This is a genomic window from Pedobacter sp. UYP24, from assembly GCF_054057295.1.
Genome location: NZ_JBSRZD010000001.1, coordinates 321,609 through 338,413, shown reverse-complemented (window position 1 = coordinate 338,413; position 16,805 = coordinate 321,609). Strand labels below are relative to the sequence as shown.

Annotated in this window: 17 protein-coding genes; 14 read left to right on the top strand and 3 right to left on the bottom strand. The window is 38.8% G+C overall.

From position 1 onward, the window contains the following. From ACVWYN_RS01570 to ACVWYN_RS01555, 4 genes are read left to right on the top strand one after another with little or no spacing between them, the layout of a single operon-like run. On the top strand, positions 1-369 hold the full coding sequence (locus ACVWYN_RS01570; protein WP_457287061.1) for a response regulator: 369 nt from the start codon (positions 1-3) through the stop codon (positions 367-369). Continuing rightward, positions 369-1,193 (top strand): CheR family methyltransferase, encoded by an 825-nt coding sequence (locus ACVWYN_RS01565; RefSeq protein ID WP_457287651.1) that lies wholly within the window; start codon positions 369-371, stop codon positions 1,191-1,193. Before ACVWYN_RS01570 ends, ACVWYN_RS01565 begins: the two co-directional genes overlap by 1 nt. Next, entirely contained in the window at positions 1,190-1,756 is a 567-nt protein-coding gene (locus ACVWYN_RS01560) for a chemotaxis protein CheB (protein ID WP_457287060.1), read from the top strand. Before ACVWYN_RS01565 ends, ACVWYN_RS01560 begins: the two co-directional genes overlap by 4 nt. A 34-nt stretch (positions 1,757-1,790) precedes the next feature. Beyond that, on the top strand, positions 1,791-2,153 hold the full coding sequence (locus ACVWYN_RS01555; RefSeq protein ID WP_457287059.1) for a response regulator: 363 nt from the start codon (positions 1,791-1,793) through the stop codon (positions 2,151-2,153). Positions 2,154-2,158: 5 nt separating this feature from the next. Here the strand turns inward: ACVWYN_RS01555 and ACVWYN_RS01550 are convergent, their stop codons facing one another. After that, a complete protein-coding gene (locus ACVWYN_RS01550) occupies positions 2,159-3,841 on the bottom strand; it encodes a dipeptidyl-peptidase 3 family protein (RefSeq protein WP_457287058.1) in 1,683 nt (560 codons plus the stop codon). A 104-nt stretch (positions 3,842-3,945) separates the two neighbouring features. On the opposite strand from ACVWYN_RS01550, the gene ACVWYN_RS01545 reads away from it, so the two are divergent. Continuing rightward, complete coding sequence (locus ACVWYN_RS01545) at positions 3,946-4,779, top strand: N-acetylmuramoyl-L-alanine amidase (protein WP_457287057.1); 834 nt, start codon at positions 3,946-3,948, stop codon at positions 4,777-4,779. An 8-nt stretch (positions 4,780-4,787) separates the two neighbouring features. Here the strand turns inward: ACVWYN_RS01545 and ACVWYN_RS01540 are convergent, their stop codons facing one another. Further along, positions 4,788-6,449, bottom strand: coding sequence for a glutamine--tRNA ligase/YqeY domain fusion protein (locus tag ACVWYN_RS01540; protein ID WP_457287056.1), 1,662 nt, complete (start codon positions 6,447-6,449; stop codon positions 4,788-4,790). Positions 6,450-6,635: 186 nt separating this feature from the next. On the opposite strand from ACVWYN_RS01540, the gene ACVWYN_RS01535 reads away from it, so the two are divergent. The 6 genes from ACVWYN_RS01535 (at position 6,636) to ACVWYN_RS01510 (ending at position 11,333) form a co-directional block, all read left to right on the top strand. After that, the gene (locus tag ACVWYN_RS01535; RefSeq protein WP_457287055.1) at positions 6,636-7,415 is read left to right on the top strand and encodes an enoyl-CoA hydratase/isomerase family protein; all 780 of its coding nucleotides are present in this window, start codon (positions 6,636-6,638) and stop codon (positions 7,413-7,415) included. Positions 7,416-7,560: 145 nt separating this feature from the next. Next, a complete protein-coding gene (locus ACVWYN_RS01530; RefSeq protein ID WP_457287054.1) occupies positions 7,561-8,961 on the top strand; it encodes a sigma-54-dependent transcriptional regulator in 1,401 nt (466 codons plus the stop codon). Between the two features lie 162 nt (positions 8,962-9,123). Then, entirely contained in the window at positions 9,124-10,179 is a 1,056-nt protein-coding gene (locus ACVWYN_RS01525) for an AI-2E family transporter (RefSeq protein WP_457287053.1), read from the top strand. A 51-nt stretch (positions 10,180-10,230) separates the two neighbouring features. After that, entirely contained in the window at positions 10,231-10,497 is a 267-nt protein-coding gene (locus ACVWYN_RS01520; RefSeq protein ID WP_457287052.1) for a YtxH domain-containing protein, read from the top strand. Positions 10,498-10,519: 22 nt separating this feature from the next. Beyond that, on the top strand, positions 10,520-10,903 hold the full coding sequence (locus ACVWYN_RS01515; RefSeq protein WP_457287051.1) for a phage holin family protein: 384 nt from the start codon (positions 10,520-10,522) through the stop codon (positions 10,901-10,903). After that, positions 10,878-11,333, top strand: coding sequence for a hypothetical protein (locus ACVWYN_RS01510; RefSeq protein ID WP_457287050.1), 456 nt, complete (start codon positions 10,878-10,880; stop codon positions 11,331-11,333). Before ACVWYN_RS01515 ends, ACVWYN_RS01510 begins: the two co-directional genes overlap by 26 nt. A gap of 39 nt (positions 11,334-11,372) precedes the next feature. On the opposite strand, the gene aspS is transcribed toward ACVWYN_RS01510, so the two are convergent. After that, on the bottom strand, positions 11,373-13,118 hold the full coding sequence (gene aspS, locus ACVWYN_RS01505; RefSeq protein ID WP_457287049.1) for an aspartate--tRNA ligase: 1,746 nt from the start codon (positions 13,116-13,118) through the stop codon (positions 11,373-11,375). 236 nt (positions 13,119-13,354) lie between these two features. On the opposite strand from aspS, the gene ACVWYN_RS01500 reads away from it, so the two are divergent. The 3 genes from ACVWYN_RS01500 to ACVWYN_RS01490 are packed head-to-tail and all read left to right on the top strand — an operon-like array spanning position 13,355 to position 16,795. Then, entirely contained in the window at positions 13,355-14,143 is a 789-nt protein-coding gene (locus ACVWYN_RS01500) for a TerC family protein (RefSeq protein WP_457287048.1), read from the top strand. 8 nt (positions 14,144-14,151) lie between these two features. Next, positions 14,152-15,207 (top strand): nucleoid-associated protein, encoded by a 1,056-nt coding sequence (locus ACVWYN_RS01495; protein ID WP_457287047.1) that lies wholly within the window; start codon positions 14,152-14,154, stop codon positions 15,205-15,207. A gap of 52 nt (positions 15,208-15,259) precedes the next feature. Then, on the top strand, positions 15,260-16,795 hold the full coding sequence (locus ACVWYN_RS01490) for an MFS transporter (protein WP_457287046.1): 1,536 nt from the start codon (positions 15,260-15,262) through the stop codon (positions 16,793-16,795). Positions 16,796-16,805 lie beyond the last annotated feature (10 nt).

The window sequence follows — 16,805 nt, the reverse complement described above, 5'->3', positions numbered from 1 at the left end:
ATGGCAAGCAAAGTATTAATTATAGACGATGATAACAGGAATATCTTTGCCTTAACAGCAGTTTTAAAAGCGAGAGGGTATAAGTGTCTCTCTGCAATTGGCGGTGAAGAGGGAATTGAGATTCTTAAGAATGACAATGAGGTAGCTGTAGTGCTGATGGATATGATGATGCCGGGTATGGATGGCTACCAGGCTATTGCTGAAATAAACAGCTTACCCGAGCTGAAGAATATTCCAGTAATAGCAGTTACTGCACAGGCAATGGTGGGCGATAAGGAACGGTGTCTTCAGGCAGGAGCGGTAGGTTATGTATCAAAGCCAATCAATGTGGATGAATTAACCGGGTTACTAACGCGATATATACTTTGATTTTGGAGGGTGTACTGATAAATGATGAACAAGTAGAAGTACTGCTTTCCGATCTTCTGGAGAACTACGGCTATGATTTTACAGGTTATTCCCGCGCATCGTTAAAACGAAGAATCAATAGGTTGTATGGTCTAGACAAAGCCCTTAGTTTTGCAGAATTTAGGTATAGGATTAAAAACGATGGTGGGTATTTTAAAAGGTTTGTAGAGCAGATTACAGTTAATGTAACGGAGATGTTTAGAGATCCGTTTTTCTTTAAGAACCTTCGTGATGCTGTACTTCCTGCCATGGGAACCTATCCATTTATAAGAATATGGCTTGCCGGATGCTCTACTGGTGAGGAAGCGTATTCTGTGTCTATTGTTTTAAAAGAGCTTAATCTGCTGCATAAGGCGCTTATTTATGCAACAGACCTCAATCCAGCTGTGCTGGAAAAGGCAGGACAAGGTATGTTTGCAATGAGCCAGATGAAGCAGTATTCAGAAAACTATATTGCATCTGGAGGAACTAAGGATTTCTCCAGTTATTATACTGCAAATTACTCCTTAGCTAAATTTAACGACGCCTTAAAAAGTAAGATTATCTTTTCTACACATAACCTTGTATCTGATCACTCCTTTAACGAGTTTCAGTTGATCCTTTGCAGAAACGTGTTGATTTACTTTGACAGGGATTTACAACATAAAGTGCTGGATCTTTTTGATGACAGTTTGGAAGAATTGGGATATTTGGCGTTGGGAACAAAAGAAACGGTAGACTTTTCTGGAATTTCAAAGAAGTATAAGAGGCTACCAGGACAAAAGATTTGGAGGAAAATTAAATGATGGGAGGATGTGAAGCAGTGATTATAGGCGGCTCTGCTGGAAGTTTGGAAGTACTGCTTAAGGCATTGCCTGTTCTTGATGTTGATCTTACTTTTCCTATAATTATTGTGATACACCGCAAGCACGGCACAGACTCATTACTTCCAGATCTGCTTTCCAGCAGAACAAAGCTAAGGGTAAAAGAAGTAGATGAAAAGGAGCCGATTTCTGCAGGAACAATTTATATTGCACCATCAGATTACCATTTATTGATTGAACGCGACAGGACTTTCTCTCTTGACTATTCTGAAAAGATTAATTATTCCAGACCATCAATAGATGTAACCTTTCAAACAGGAGCAGAGGTTTATAAAGATAAATTGACCTGTATTTTATTGTCGGGCTCCAATTCTGATGGAGTAAATGGTCTAAAAAGTGTTAAAATATGGGGTGGAACGGCAGTAATACAAAGCCTTGAATCTGCTCAGGTAGCCTATATGCCCGCACAGGCGAAGTTACATGTGGATATAGATGAGGAGCTAAGTATTGAAAAGATTGGAGATTTCATAAATTCACTTAAATAATCGATAAGTTTGTTGATTATAGCTAGTACAATAAATGAAGAATAAGAAAGTATTTGTATTTGATGATAACACTGATATCCTGGAATTATGTACCATTATATTAGAGGATGCTGGATATGAGATAAAAACCTCATCAACATCTAATAATATAATTGATCAGGTGCTTAGCTATACTCCTGATATTATATTTATGGACAACTGGTTGCCTGATGTAGGTGGTATTGAAGCAACACGTGAATTAAAAAAACACGAGACGCTAAAAACTATTCCTGTTATCTATTTCTCTGCAAATAACGATGTGAAATCTCTTGCCCAGGAAGCTGGTGCAGACGGCTACTTATCCAAACCTTTTGATATACAGGAACTGGAAGATATCATTACCCGTCATCTTTCTTAGCCTTTTTATTTACCACCTAGCACGTCTACACCCTGTTCAAATATGATGTCCACAGGGATCCCCTTTTTTGTTAGTCGATCTAGGTCAGACTGCAAGTCGGAAGGAATCATGGCGTTTTCTTTTTGAGCCTTTTCTACCGCAGCTTTATCTCCATTTCCTTGTAAGGTTATGATCATGTTGCCCAGCTTGTTCATTGCATCTTGAAACTTTACAAAGTCTACCTTATATGTTCCATTGGGATTTCTGATAAACGCACCATTTTCTTTGAAGAAGTTAAAGCATTGCATGTTTGCCATGCCGTGCGCACTAGAGGCACCAAACCTTACAGATCTAAGGATACCTGCCATGTATGTGGTATAAAACTGTTTAAGATCGCCTTTAAGCTCGCCTTTTTTTAATAATCCTGTAACCATGTATAACCCGAGAACATCAGCTTTCCCTTCTTCAAGCCAGGAGAACTGTTCTTGGAGCGCCTCCTTAACAAAACCCTTCCCGGTTATGGTTTTTTTGATACCCAGTCCATGAGCAACTTCATGGAACATGACATTGTCAAAGAAAGCATCAAAATTAATGTATTGCTGTTGGTCTGCATCGATTAATTCCATAGCAATTGGCATAAGAATCTTGTCAAATTTAGCTTTCATTGCATTTTTTAATTGGGAGCGACGGGTTCCTTTTTTCTGCTGGATAATCTCGTCGTTCGGCAGGTTAACTGCTATCGTTTTGGAGCCGGCATTACAGTCTCCTGCGTAGTAAATTACGTCGTAGGCATTCAATTCTGAATCTGTTCCTGGCTTTTCCTTTTTATATTTTGCATCAACAGGCAGGCCGCGCTGAAGTTCTGGTAACATGCTTACATATTTGGCAAGCCGCTTACTCCATACTTTATCTTTAACCAATACATACGCCTCAAAAGAAGCACGGGCATTCAAAAGTTTATCCTCATAGTTTTCTATAGGACCTAATATGATGTCTAGCGTATTGGTTTTCATGTCAAGCCAGGCATAGTCGCTGGCCGTATAGTTGTCAGAAATCAGGGCATCGGCCCTTAGGTTAAGGTATTTTTTAAAACCTGGGTTCTCGGCAATTAATGCAGCCTGTTTTAATAAGGAAGATGCTTTTTGTAGTTCTGTTGCGTAGATGATATGATAAGGTACAGACATATATTTGCCTGGCTGCTCTTCCCTGATTACTGAATACAACCCATACTTATCTTTCACATCGGATTTAGTAAGCGCTTCCTTAGTCATCCCGGCAGGATAAAAATTAAGGGCATTGGGTTTTGGACCTACGCCTGCAACAAATGGCTTGTCGCCATTTAACCGGTCCCAGGGGCCATAGTTAATCATGACAAAAGATTTGGTTTTTTCGTCTTTGATGGTGTTTAATAAACTATCGCGCTGTGGGTATACCTGCTTCCAATAAATGTCATCCATAATTTGCGCGGCCTGAATTAACAAAGGCAATATTTCGCGCTCGCTTGGGCTCAGTTGATTTACATTGGTTGAAAGCTTTACTTTTTCGTAAATGTCCAGTCTTTCGTCGACATATCTTACTAAACTGTCTTTTCCTGTGACAGTCTTTATATCACTTGTTGTGGTTTTGTTTTTAGGTTGATTACAGGAAACCAATGCTGCTGTAAAGGTTAATCCTGTTATAAATAAGCGAGCGGGAGAAAAAAAATTCATAGTGTTGGTTTATGTAGGCACGTTAACATGCGAGTATTGTTTCGATTATTTTTGGGCTAAAAGTAGTAAAAAATAGTAATTTCACAGTTTCAAAACCGTCTGTCATGATTACTCAAAATAAATTTATTGCTGGTTTTTTTATTATTTCGCTACTAATGGTTTCGTCTTGTTCCACAAACAAATATGCTGCCACTAATAAAATCTATAAAACGCAGGCTAAAGGGTATGCAAAAATCATTGAGATGACACCTCCTCTAAGTCAGGGAGTTGATTCAATGGCTATTGATTCTCAAGCCTGGGTTGGCTCTGTAAACTTCGGTATCCGGAAGCCTAATTTTGTAATTCTGCACCATACCGCACAGAAGTCTACCGATCAAACCATTAAAACCTTTACTGTTAAAGGGCAGAGTGAAGTTAGTGCGCATTATGTAGTGGGAAGAGATGGAAAGGTAGTTCATATGGTTAATGATTATCTGCGTGCGCATCATGCAGGTATTGGGAAATGGGGTAATGATACGGATATTAATTCTTCCTCTATTGGAATTGAGATAGATAACGACGGGTTTGAGCCATATAGCCCATCACAGATCCAAGGTGTGCTAAAGTTACTTGCCACATTAAAGAGGCATTACAAAATACCTACTGCTAACTTTATAGGTCACTCTGATATCGCTCCTAGCAGGAAGCCAGACCCTCATGATTTCCCTTGGAAATTACTTGCAGAAAAAGGGTTTGGCCTTTGGTATGACGAGCTATTAATTATGCCAACGGAAGATTTTGATACAAAAGTGGCTTTGAGAATTATGGGTTATGATGTAAGTAACTTACCTGCAGCGATTGTTGCTTTTAAGCGTCATTTTGTGCAAACGGATATTACTCCGGTGCTAACCCCTGCAGATAAGTCGATATTGTTTAACCTGTACAAAAAATATTTGTAGCAGATTATCTATTTGTTTGATTTTGCCCAGGCATCCTTAAGGGAAACTGTGCGGTTAAAGATTAAGTTTTCTGCGGAAGAAGCTTTGTCGAGCGTATAATATCCTTTTCTTATAAATTGATAGCGACCATCCTGATCAGCATTTTGGAGGTAAGGCTCAATATATGCTTTGCTGATTACTTCAATGCTGTTTGGGTTTAAATAATCTTTAAAATCACCTTCTTCAGCATCGGGAGACTCCACTGTAAATAGACGATCGTACATTCTTATTTCGGCAGTTTTAGCATGCTTGCTGCTTACCCAGTGGATGGTTCCCTTAACGTTAATGCCACTGGTATCCTGTCCGCTTTTTGACTCTGGAATGTAAGAACAGTTAATCTGTGTTACATGGCCATCGCTGTCTTTTTCAAAACCTTCACATTTAACAATGTATGCGTGTTTTAATCTTACTACAGCTCCCGGCGCCAGGCGGAACCATTTTTTTGCAGGCTCTTCCATAAAGTCTTCGCGCTCAATCCACAGCTCATTGCTGAATGGAATTTCTCTCGAACCACCTTTATCTTCAGCTTCTGGGTTGTTTTCACCAATAAGAATTTCTTCCTGTCCATCTGGATAATTGGTGATCACCAATTTAATTGGGTCGAGTACAGCCATAACCCTGGTGGCTATTTTGTTCAGGTGTTCCCTTACGCAAAACTCCAGCAAACTAAGTTCTATTATGTTTTCACGTTTTGCTATTCCAATCCTTTCACAAAACTCCCTGATGCTTTCTGGAGTATAACCCCTTCTGCGAAGGCCGCTAATTGTTGGCATTCTTGGGTCATCCCAACCAATAACCACCCCATCGTTAACGAGGTGTAGCAGCTTACGCTTACTCATTACTGTATAGGAAAGATTAAGTCGGGCAAATTCATATTGCTTTGATGGAAAAATTCCTAGCTTCTCAATAAACCAGTCGTATAATTCGCGATGCGAGACATATTCTAAAGTACAAATGGAATGGGTGATGGATTCTATGCTGTCACTTTGTCCGTGGGCAAAATCGTACATTGGGTATATACACCACTTATCTCCGGTTCTATGGTGAGCGGCATGTTTAATACGGTAGATGATGGGATCTCTCATCAGCATATTGGTGCTTGACATATCTATTTTTGCACGCAAAATACAGGCGCCATCCGCTAAAGAACCACTTTTCATCTGGGCAAAAAGTTCCAGGTTTTGTTCGATGCTTCTGTCCCTGAAAGGACTGTCTTTGCCAGGTTCTGTTGGTGTTCCTTTTAAAAGAGCAATCTCCTCTGCAGTACCATTATCTACATAAGCCAACCCATCAGTAATCAGCTTTACGGCATAATCATAAAGCGTATCAAAGTAATCTGAAGTATACAATTCGTTTTTCCATTGAAAGCCCAGCCATTTGATGTCTTCCTGCTGACTGTCTACATATTCAGTTTTTTCTGTAACAGGGTTGGTATCATCAAACCTAAGGTTTGTGTAGCCACCATATTTCTTGGTTAGCCCAAAGTTTAGGCAGATGGCCTTTGCGTGCCCAATGTGTAAATATCCATTTGGTTCTGGTGGAAAACGTGTAATCAGGGTATTGTATTTGCCGGTATTTAGATCGTTTTCAATAATCTCCTCAATAAAGTTCAACGACTTTTCTTCGCTCATATATCAATAAAATAGGTCGGTAAAGTTAACATAAAACTGCTAATTTACTTACCTTTAGCATGTACATATATAAATTATAGACAATACTTTAAACAGACCAACTCGGTTTTTTGTGACAAAAGTAGGTTTGGTTGTCGTTGTGAAAAATAGAACAGAATGGTTAAAGCTTAATAGAAATTTCTAATTATGGAATATCAGAACATTCTTTCCGAGTTGAAGGATCAAATTCTTTACCTTACTATCAATCGGGAAAATAAGTTAAATGCTTTAAATAAGGCAACGCTAACGGAACTGGCAGATGCAATAAAGTTTGCAGAGCGTGACGAGGTGCAGGGCGTTCTTATTACTGGATCTGGTCTAAAAGCATTTGTTGCAGGAGCCGATATTTCTGAGTTTTCAAGTTTTGATACACAACAAGGAGAAGCACTGGCAAGAGCGGGACAGGAAAATGTTTTTAATGCCATTGAGCGTAGCGCTAAGCCAGTGATTGCTGCTGTAAATGGCTGGGCGCTGGGCGGCGGATTAGAGCTTGCAATGGCTTGCCATATTAGGATTGCTTCAGATAATGCAAAACTTGGTTTGCCGGAAGTTACGCTTGGGTTGATTCCGGGATATGGAGGTACTCAGCGACTTACAGCGCTAGTTGGTAAGGGTAGAGCAATTGAGATGATTGTAACAGCCGAGCCCATCACTGCGACAAGAGCAGAGCAGATTGGCCTTGTAAATTATGTAGTGCCTCAGACAGAACTTTTGCAAAAGGCAGAAGAACTTTTTAATAAAATAAGACAAAGAGCACCACTGGCCTTAGCCGCTGCTATAAGATCGGTCAATGCAGCAGGAACATCGGGTATTAATGGGTATGAAATAGAGATCAACGAATTTGGCAAGTGTTTCAGTACTGAGGATTTTAAAGAAGGGATTTCTGCCTTTTTAGATAAGAGGACTCCATTGTTCTCTGGTAAATAGATAGTTATGTATCAATTCATTTTGATTGTTCGTGCTATATTAATAGCATCGCGAGAATTATAGCGGAAAAGTGTAGAAAATATTGCCCATTATAAAATAACTTTTATTATATTTATTTCTTAAATGAGCTCAGCCTATTTATTTTATGAGAAAAATATTAATAGTAGACGATGAAATAAATATAGGCATATTGTTGTCTAAGTTTTTAATAAGAAATTCCTTTATTGTGTCTACCGCAACAAGCGGGTTAAGTGCGCTGGATTACCTTGCTAAAGACACGTATGATCTGGTACTTTGCGACTATCGTCTGGAAGATACTGATGGTAAAGAGATGCTTATAAAGATTAAAGAGCGATCTCCGGGTACAGGTGTTATTATCATAACTGGTTATTCAGATATTAAACTTGCTGTTGAGTTGATTAAATTAGGTGCTTATGACTACATCACCAAGCCACTTTATCCAGATGAAATATTAAATACCATAAATAAAGCGATAGAGACGCAGATTGCGCTTAACGCCAATGTTTCTGATAATTCAAACCAGGCGCCAAAACAAAAGACAGCTAAACAAAGCTATGTGCAGGCAGATAATTTTGTTGCCGGACAAAGTCCTGCTTCTAAAGAGTTATTAAAGCAGATCCAGCTTGTAGCCCCAACCTCTTATAGCGTAATCCTAACAGGGGAAAGCGGAACAGGTAAAGAATCTGTTGCCAAGGCAATACACTTAAATAGCCCTAGAAAAGACAATCCTTTTATTGCAATGGACTGCGGCTCCCTTACAAAGGAACTTGCGGGAAGCGAGTTTTTTGGTCACGAAAAAGGCTCATTTACAGGGGCACTTTATACTAAAATAGGCCATTTTGAGATGGCAAACGGTGGAACTCTTTTTCTTGATGAGGTGGGTAATCTTTCTTATGAGATCCAAGCAGCTCTTTTACGGACGGTACAGGAGCGCAAAATCAAAAGAATAGGCAGTACTAAAGAGATTAATCTCGACGTTCGCATTATCGTGGCGACTAATGAAAATTTAGGTCATGCCATTCAAAAAGGTAAGTTTAGAGAGGATCTTTACCATAGGTTTAATGAATTTTCTATTGATCTTCCACCACTTAGTTACCGTGGTAAAGATATTATGGTTTTTGCCCACACCTTCTTAAATTTTGCAAATCAAGAGCTAAATAGAAATGTGCAGGGTTTTTCAGATGAAGTTGTAGAATGTTTTCTTACCTATAATTGGCCTGGAAATGTAAGAGAGCTTAAAAATGTGGTTAGAAGGGCAACCTTGCTCACAGAATCTCAGGAAATACAGTTAAAAGCATTACCACTTGAAATCTCTACATACGCTAAGGCATCAGCAATAGAAAACTCTATGGTAAGAGTTGAAAAGCCAAGGGACTTAAAAAACGCAGCCTTAGAAGCAGAATACGATACAATTTTAACAGTACTAAGAGAAGTTAATTTCAATAAAACTAAAGCGGCTAAAATTCTTAACATTGACCGTAAAACGTTGTACAATAAGATGAGAGCCATTAATTTGGATACCTAGTGTTATTTGCCGTTGTTATCTTTTTTATTTCATCAATGGTATTGGGATATTGTATCTTAATGAAAATAACAGCAATTTAAAAGCGCGGTCCAAAGGAAGTTTATTTTTACTTCAGTTGCCCGTAATAAAACACGATTAAATACCAGGCGTTTAATATATTCAATGATGTCAATATTTAGCTATAAACAACGAAACAACATTACACTGCTAATTATTGTAGTTTTAGGCTGTTTAATTTTATACTCTTTACAGGGCATTTTTGGGTCGATTCTCAGTACGCTTGTGCTTTATACAATATTGAGACCTGGTTATGTTTATCTCGTTGATGTAAAGCGGATGAATAGGAGCCTCGCTGCCATATTATTGCTATTCATATCTGTAGTTGTTCTTATTCTTCCATTCTATGCTTTAAGCAGTATGGTAATTGAAAAGATTGCCGAGTTACAGAACAATCCCGCATATTTTAAAGATATACTTTTTAAATTGAAGCACCTGATGCCTATAGGTGGAGATTTGCAAAATCTGGTTGAAGATGGAATTAAAAAAGCGGGAACGTGGGCAACTGAACTCTTTCCATCCATAATTACCGGAGCCTTCAACATCATATTAGGGCTAATGCTCATGTACTTCTTACTCTATTTCATGTTGGTACAGATGGATTCATTTGAAAGCGCCCTAATTAAATACGCGCCATTTAGAGAGCAAAATGTACAGCGTTTTGCAGAAGAGATGCGCAACACAACTTATGCAAATGTTTTGGGGCAGGGTTTTATTGCATTGGTGCAGGGTACGTTAGTGGGCATTTCGTTTTATGTGCTGGGTTATACCGATCCTGTATTTTGGGGAGTAATAACAACTTTCATATCATTTGTCCCAGTACTTGGTCCACCTGTGATCTTTGTTCCTGCTGCCTTATTGCAAATCGCAAATGGTAATAGTTTTGCTGGTTGGGCAATGCTTATTTTTGGGTTTGTCGTCATCATCAATATAGATAATGTACTGCGGTTTATGATTGCCAAGAGGGTAGGGAACATACATCCCGTTATTACTGTAATTGGGGTAGTTATCGGAATTCCGCTATTCGGTATTTTAGGACTCGTATTTGGCCCACTCCTGATCTCATGGTTTATCCTATTGCTGAAAATATATGAAACAAGTGCCATGGCTTCAGAGAGATTAGAAAGAATTAAAACAATTTCCGAACAGGATTCGTTATAAAGGCATAAATTCCCGTATCAAATTAATGTTAACTATTTAAATTTAAATGTGATGAATGATAATTCAAAAGTATTAATAGGCCTTTTGGCTGGTTTAGCAGCAGGTGCTGCATTAGGATTGTTGTTTGCTCCAGAGAAGGGCAGCGAAACAAGAGACAAATTGAGTCAGTCTTTGAAAGACTTAGGAGACTCTATTAAAGATATGGCTGCAGATGAGATCAACAATCTTTCTAGTCTGAAAGACAAAGTTGTAAGCTCTGTAAAAAGCAAGATTAAAGAAACTGAAGATGAGTTTGTAGATGATATTGAGCACGCTTAAATAACCTATACAGAATTAAATAATGGAAGATAATAAACAAAAAAGCATAGAAGATCTTTACGAAGACGCGAAGGCTTATTTAGACACCAGGGTAGAGTATACGCGATTATACCTTGTAGAAAAACTAGCCAAGATTTTTGCGGATCTTGTAACTAATGCTGCGGTTATTATCTGTTTCTTACTGGCGTTCCTCTTCGGAACTATTACCCTTGCTTTATTTTTATCTGATGTGTTGGGAAGCCATACGCAAGGTTTTGGCTGTGTTGCTATCATCTATATTCTTCTTGCCTTAATCGTGTATTATACAAAGGAAAAGTATATAGAGAAGGCAATAATTAACTTTACCATCAGAAATTACTTTAACAAACTGGCAGATAAAGATGAAGATCAAGAACAAAAAGTATAACATCAATAATCTTGATGAGCTTCATGAAACAGTATGCAGCTTAAAAGCCCAAAATGATATTCAGGGAGAAGCACTTATTAAGAATGCTAAAGATTACATACATCAGTTTACCCTAGGCAATATTATTAGGAAATATGCTACTCCATCGGCATTTCTTAAGGCTGATGAGAAACTAAATATCAGTAGTAGTGTAATGTCACTTTTGCTGCCTCTTGTAATGAACAGTACGATTTTTAGGGGATCTGGGTTAATTACTAAGGCGCTTGTAGGTCTGGCATCCGGCAAAGTAGGTAAATCACTTGATGCAGAACATTTATCAGGTATGTTTAATGTAGTGAAATCGTGGTTTGGGGGTTCAAAGAAAAAGAAAGTTGTTCCAACTTCAGGATATGTAGATTATGGAATTCCACCTGATAGCGAATCATATTAAATAAAAAAGGCGCCGATTAAGTTAAATCGGCGCCTTTTTTTATAGGGTAGTTTGTATTTTTAACTCTTTAAGTTGTTTATCATCTATGGTAGACGGACTATCAATCATTACATCCCTGCCTGAGTTGTTTTTAGGAAAGGCAATCACGTCTCTTATACTGTCTAACCCAGCAAATATAGAGCATAATCGGTCAAAACCAAATGCTATCCCACCATGCGGAGGCGCACCAAATTCAAAAGCGTCCATTAAAAAGCCAAATTGCTTTTGAGCTTCTTCAGCCGAAAAGCCAAGGTGTTTAAACATCAGCGCCTGAAGCGTCCTGTCGTGGATTCTTATTGACCCCCCACCAATTTCAGTTCCGTTAACCACCATATCATACGCATTTGCCCTTACTTCTCCAGGGTGGGTATCTAACATGGCAATATCTTCTGGTTTTGGAGAAGTAAAAGGGTGGTGCATCGCATGGTATCTTTCTGTCTCCTCATCCCATTCCAATAAAGGGAAATCCAATACCCATAAGGCACTGAATTTGTTCTTATCGCGCAAGCCCAGTCTGTTACCCATTTCCAAACGCAACTCACTTAGCTGTTTTCTAACCTTATCTGTAGCTCCAGCCATAATCAAAATAAGGTCACCTGGTTGAGAATTCAGCGCGGCCGACCATCCTTTAAGTTCTTCTTCATTGTAGAATTTGTCTACTGAAGACTTCAGTGACCCATCCTCGTTGTGTCTCAAATAAATCAGACCGGTTGCTCCAATCTGTGGGCGCTTTATAAAATCAGTCAGTTCATCAACCTGCTTACGTGTATATCCTGCACAACCTTTTGCATTAATTCCAATTACCAGCTCTGCATTATCAAAAACAGGAAAATTCTTTCCTTTTACAAGATCCGTCAGCTTAATAAACTGCATTTCAAATCGTGTATCTGGCTTGTCAGAGCCATACAAACGCATCGCATCGGCATATTGCATCCTTGGAACTTCGGGCAATTCAATATCTTTAATTTCTTTAAATAGCGTTCTTATTAGCCCTTCAAAAGTATTCAGTATGTCTTCCTGCTCAATGAAAGACATTTCGCAATCGATCTGTGTAAACTCAGGCTGCCTATCTGCGCGCAGATCCTCATCTCTAAAACATTTAACAATCTGGAAATACCTGTCAAATCCAGAAACCATTAGCAGTTGCTTAAACGTTTGAGGAGATTGAGGCAGGGCATAGAATTCGCCCGCATTCATTCTGCTTGGTACTACAAAGTCCCTCGCACCCTCTGGAGTTGATTTAATAAGCACCGGTGTTTCCACCTCTATGAAGTCAAGCCCATCTAAATAACGGCGCACAGATTGAGCCATCCGGTGTCTCAAGACCATGTTGTTACGGATGGGATTTCTTCTAAGGTCCAGGTAGCGGTACTTCATTCTCAAATCATCACCGCCATCTGTTTCATCATCTATAAGGAAGGGGGGTAGCTTGGCCGCATTTAAAATCTCCAACGCAGTTATTTTAATTTCTACTTCGCCCGTTGGCATTTTTAAATTCTTATTGGATCGCTCAACTACCAAACCACTTGCTTTGATCACAAACTCACGGCCAAGGCTACGAGCAGCTTCACAAAGGGCAATATTATCATCCATGTTAAAAACCAGTTGCGTAATTCCATAACGGTCCCTTATATCAATAAAGGTCATTCCTCCCAAGTCTCTCGATTTCTGTACCCATCCGCACAAGATTACATTTTCCCCTAAATTCTTTGTGGTTAAAGCTCCGCAAGTAATTGTTCTTAACATTTTTAATTTTTTATTAAGCGGCAAAAATATTGATTTTGAACCACATATTTCAACAGGTCTTGATTTTACTGGTATATTAAAAATAATTGCGTCCCCATTCAACGTTTAAACATCAATTGTGTCTTATATACAGCAAAACAATAACAATGAAAAGAACATATATAGCTAATACAATCATAGCTTGTTGAGTAATCAGCAAGCTTTTTTTTATCTTAGCCGGCAGCAAAACTTATGATATGGAATTTTTAAGCACCCCTGAGGCCTGGATCTCTCTTTTAACCCTTACGCTTCTGGAAATTGTTTTAGGGATAGATAATATTATCTTCATCTCTATACTTTCTGGAAAATTGCCTGCCAATCAGCAAAAGAAAGGCAGACAGGTGGGGCTGGGACTTGCTATGATCACTCGGGTAATGCTCTTGTTATCGCTTACTTGGGTAATGACATTAACATCTCCTTTGTTCAGTGTGGGTCCTTGGTTAAGTATAACAGATACTGAATGGTTGCATAAATTAGAAATTTCAGGACGAGATCTAATCCTAATCGTGGGCGGACTGTTCCTTATTTATAAAAGTACACATGAGATTCACGATAAACTAGAAAGCGAAGAAGAAAAGGAGACGAAAGGCAAAGTTTATTCTTTCTCCGGGGTCATCGTTCAGATACTATTGCTTGATATCGTTTTTTCGCTAGACTCTGTAATTACGGCTGTAGGCATGGCCGATCACGTGGAGATTATGATTGCAGCCGTTGTAATTGCCGTAATTATCATGATGTTCTCTGCAAGTGCCATCAGTAATTTTGTAAATAACCACCCTACAGTTAAGATGCTGGCTTTGTCATTTTTATTGCTAATTGGCGTTTCTTTGCTGGCAGAAGGTTTTGAGCAACATATTCCAAAGGGTTACATCTATTTTGCAATGGCATTCTCTATCCTTGTAGAAATGTTAAATCTAAAGATGAAAAAGAATTCCCAAAAACCAATTAGCCTCAGGAATTCTCCTAAGGATAGTCACGCAAAATAAACGCTGTTATGATCTCTTTTTTTGAAGCCAGCCTGGCCGAACTCTCTATTCATCGTATTGGAAATAAGGCACAGGACGAGCACTATGTCTTGTCAGAGCAGTCAATCGCCTTAAATGACAACATGTTGAGCAATTTGCTGCAACAATATTTTCTTAAACCCTTTGAAAAAACCAATGAAATCTATCATTTTTTTCATCCCAATAATGACCTTAATCTGAACGAAGTTTATCATTTCGCTAAAGGTATATTTGATGATAGCACCCTTTTTCATGAGAACAGCAAGGAACTGGCAAAGCACCTTTATGAGGTATCTGGCCATCCAAAAATAAAATCGGGAGAACTCTACCTGGTTTTTTTTGAAAATGTACAGATCGAAGGTGAACTGCTTGATGCAATTGGTATTTTTAAATCAGAAACCAAAGAAACGTATTTAAAGGTTTACCCGCAAATCGACGGCTTCGGACTAAGTTATGAGCAGGACGCCATCAATATCAACAAGCTAGATAAAGGATGTCTTATCTTCAATACCGATAAGGAGGAGGGTTTCCGGGTGGCAGTTATTGATCAAACCAATAGAAGTGGAGAAGCGATTTACTGGAAAGACGAGTTTTTAAAACTTAAGACCCGTAATGATAGCTTTAATCAAACCAATAACGTTCTGGGTGTTTACAAGAATTTTGTAACCGAGCAACTGGATCATAATTTTGAAATATCCAAAGCAGATAAGATTGATTTGCTCAACAAGTCCATGAAGTACTTCAAAGAGAAAGAAAGTTTCGATCTCGATGAGTTTTCTAATGAAGTGATCGGCAATAAGGAAGGTATCGAATCATTTAAGAGCTATAAAAAAAGCTACGAAGATGAATTTGATGCAGCGATACCAGACAGCTTTGATATTTCAGGCGCAGCCGTTAAAAAGCAGCAGCGGGTATTCAAAAGCGTACTTAAATTAGACAAGAACTTCCATATCTACATTCATGGCGACAAAGATCTCATTGAAAAGGGTTTTGATGATGATAAGTCAATGAATTATTATAAAGTTTATTTTAGGGAAGAAGAGTAGCTTTTTCATAATAAATTGTAGATTTATTATTTAGCCAAATTTACAAACCTGAATGAGCACTGAACTTCAAAAAAACAGTATTTTCAAAGTCATTGGTGCGTCCTCTCTGGGCACACTTATCGAATGGTACGATTTCTACATCTTTGGTAGTCTTGCTACCATCATAGGGAGTCAGCTTTTTCCTGCAGATGCAGGAGCCTCTGCACTAATTAACACACTTGCCATCTTTGCAGCAGGATTTATAGTGCGGCCTTTTGGCGCATTAGTCTTTGGCCGTCTTGGCGATCTTATTGGCAGAAAGTACACTTTTTTACTTACGCTGGTCTTAATGGGAGGATCAACCTTTCTCATTGGCCTAATCCCTTCTTATTCAAGCATTGGATATGCTGCACCTATTTTGGTGCTCATCTTAAGGCTTGTTCAAGGCCTTGCGCTGGGTGGTGAATATGGCGGTGCGGCAACTTATGTTGCAGAGCATGCACCGGCAAACAGAAGAGGCTTTTTTACCAGCTGGATCCAAACTACTGCAACAGGCGGACTATTCCTTTCTCTCGGCATAATTGTGGTAACAAAGAATATGCTGGGTGCCGAGGCATTTGCAGATTGGGGCTGGAGGATTCCATTTTTACTATCTAGTCTTCTAGTTGGCGTATCCATCTACATCAGGATGAAGATGCACGAGTCGCCCATGTTTACTAAGTTAAAGTCGGAAGGCAAAGTATCAAAAAATCCACTAAAGGAAAGCTTCAGTAATAAAGCCAATTTTAAAATGGTATTGCTTGCGCTTTTCGGTGCTACAATGGGACAGGGGGTAATTTGGTATACCGGACAATTTTATGCGCAATCGTTTATTGAAAATACCTGTAAGGTAGATTTTAATGATTCCCGCTATATCCTGTTGTGGGCAATCGTGTTTGCAACTCCGTTCTTTGTTATTTTTGGCTCCTGGAGCGATAAGGTTGGGCGCAAATGGATTATGCTCACTGGGATGTTGTTGGGTATTATTTTCTACCGACCCATTTACCAAGAGTTTTTAGATAGTACAGACGTCACTAAAATCGAATTCAGTGAGATCAAAAGTATCTCAGACCCTACAGTAAAGAAAACTCCTGTACCAAATACAGCCGATACTTTAATCATCACTACATCTATTGTGAGCTTAAAAAGTGGCGGCTCTTATGCTAAAACTGAATCTTTTACCAAGTTTGCAGATCCAAACAAGATTTCATTAATCTCTCCAGAAGTTTATAAGGATAAAAAACTTTCCACTCCGGTATTCTGGAAATTTGTAGGACTGGTCTTCTTCCAAATCTTATTAGTAACGATGGTTTACGGTCCTATCGCAGCTTTTCTTGTGGAACTTTTTCCAACAAAAATCAGGTACACTTCCATGTCGCTGCCATACCACGTGGGCAATGGTGTATTCGGCGGACTGGTACCATTCATTGCAACACTAATTGCCAGTTTCTCGGGTTCCACGCCATTATCTGGTCTATGGTACCCAATTGGAATTGCAATGCTTAGCTTTATAATTGGCGCTATTTATTTATCTAACAAAAAGCCAGACCATGGCGAGGGTGGTAATTAATTTATTAAGA

Excerpts from the sequence above, each read along its gene's own strand:
- ACVWYN_RS01570 (WP_457287061.1), top strand. The coding sequence starts at position 1 with ATGGCAAGCAAAGTATTAATTATAGACGATGATAACAGGAATATCTTT.
- ACVWYN_RS01560 (WP_457287060.1), top strand. The coding sequence starts at position 1,190 with ATGATGGGAGGATGTGAAGCAGTGATTATAGGCGGCTCTGCTGGAAGT.
- ACVWYN_RS01555 (WP_457287059.1), top strand. The coding sequence starts at position 1,791 with ATGAAGAATAAGAAAGTATTTGTATTTGATGATAACACTGATATCCTG.
- ACVWYN_RS01550 (WP_457287058.1), bottom strand. The coding sequence starts at position 3,841 with ATGAATTTTTTTTCTCCCGCTCGCTTATTTATAACAGGATTAACCTTT.
- ACVWYN_RS01545 (WP_457287057.1), top strand. The coding sequence starts at position 3,946 with ATGATTACTCAAAATAAATTTATTGCTGGTTTTTTTATTATTTCGCTA.
- ACVWYN_RS01540 (WP_457287056.1), bottom strand. The coding sequence starts at position 6,449 with ATGAGCGAAGAAAAGTCGTTGAACTTTATTGAGGAGATTATTGAAAAC.
- ACVWYN_RS01535 (WP_457287055.1), top strand. The coding sequence starts at position 6,636 with ATGGAATATCAGAACATTCTTTCCGAGTTGAAGGATCAAATTCTTTAC.
- ACVWYN_RS01530 (WP_457287054.1), top strand. The coding sequence starts at position 7,561 with ATGAGAAAAATATTAATAGTAGACGATGAAATAAATATAGGCATATTG.
- ACVWYN_RS01525 (WP_457287053.1), top strand. The coding sequence starts at position 9,124 with ATGATGTCAATATTTAGCTATAAACAACGAAACAACATTACACTGCTA.
- ACVWYN_RS01520 (WP_457287052.1), top strand. The coding sequence starts at position 10,231 with ATGAATGATAATTCAAAAGTATTAATAGGCCTTTTGGCTGGTTTAGCA.
- ACVWYN_RS01515 (WP_457287051.1), top strand. The coding sequence starts at position 10,520 with ATGGAAGATAATAAACAAAAAAGCATAGAAGATCTTTACGAAGACGCG.
- ACVWYN_RS01510 (WP_457287050.1), top strand. The coding sequence starts at position 10,878 with ATGAAGATCAAGAACAAAAAGTATAACATCAATAATCTTGATGAGCTT.
- aspS (WP_457287049.1), bottom strand. The coding sequence starts at position 13,118 with ATGTTAAGAACAATTACTTGCGGAGCTTTAACCACAAAGAATTTAGGG.
- ACVWYN_RS01500 (WP_457287048.1), top strand. The coding sequence starts at position 13,355 with ATGGAATTTTTAAGCACCCCTGAGGCCTGGATCTCTCTTTTAACCCTT.
- ACVWYN_RS01495 (WP_457287047.1), top strand. The coding sequence starts at position 14,152 with ATGATCTCTTTTTTTGAAGCCAGCCTGGCCGAACTCTCTATTCATCGT.
- ACVWYN_RS01490 (WP_457287046.1), top strand. The coding sequence starts at position 15,260 with ATGAGCACTGAACTTCAAAAAAACAGTATTTTCAAAGTCATTGGTGCG.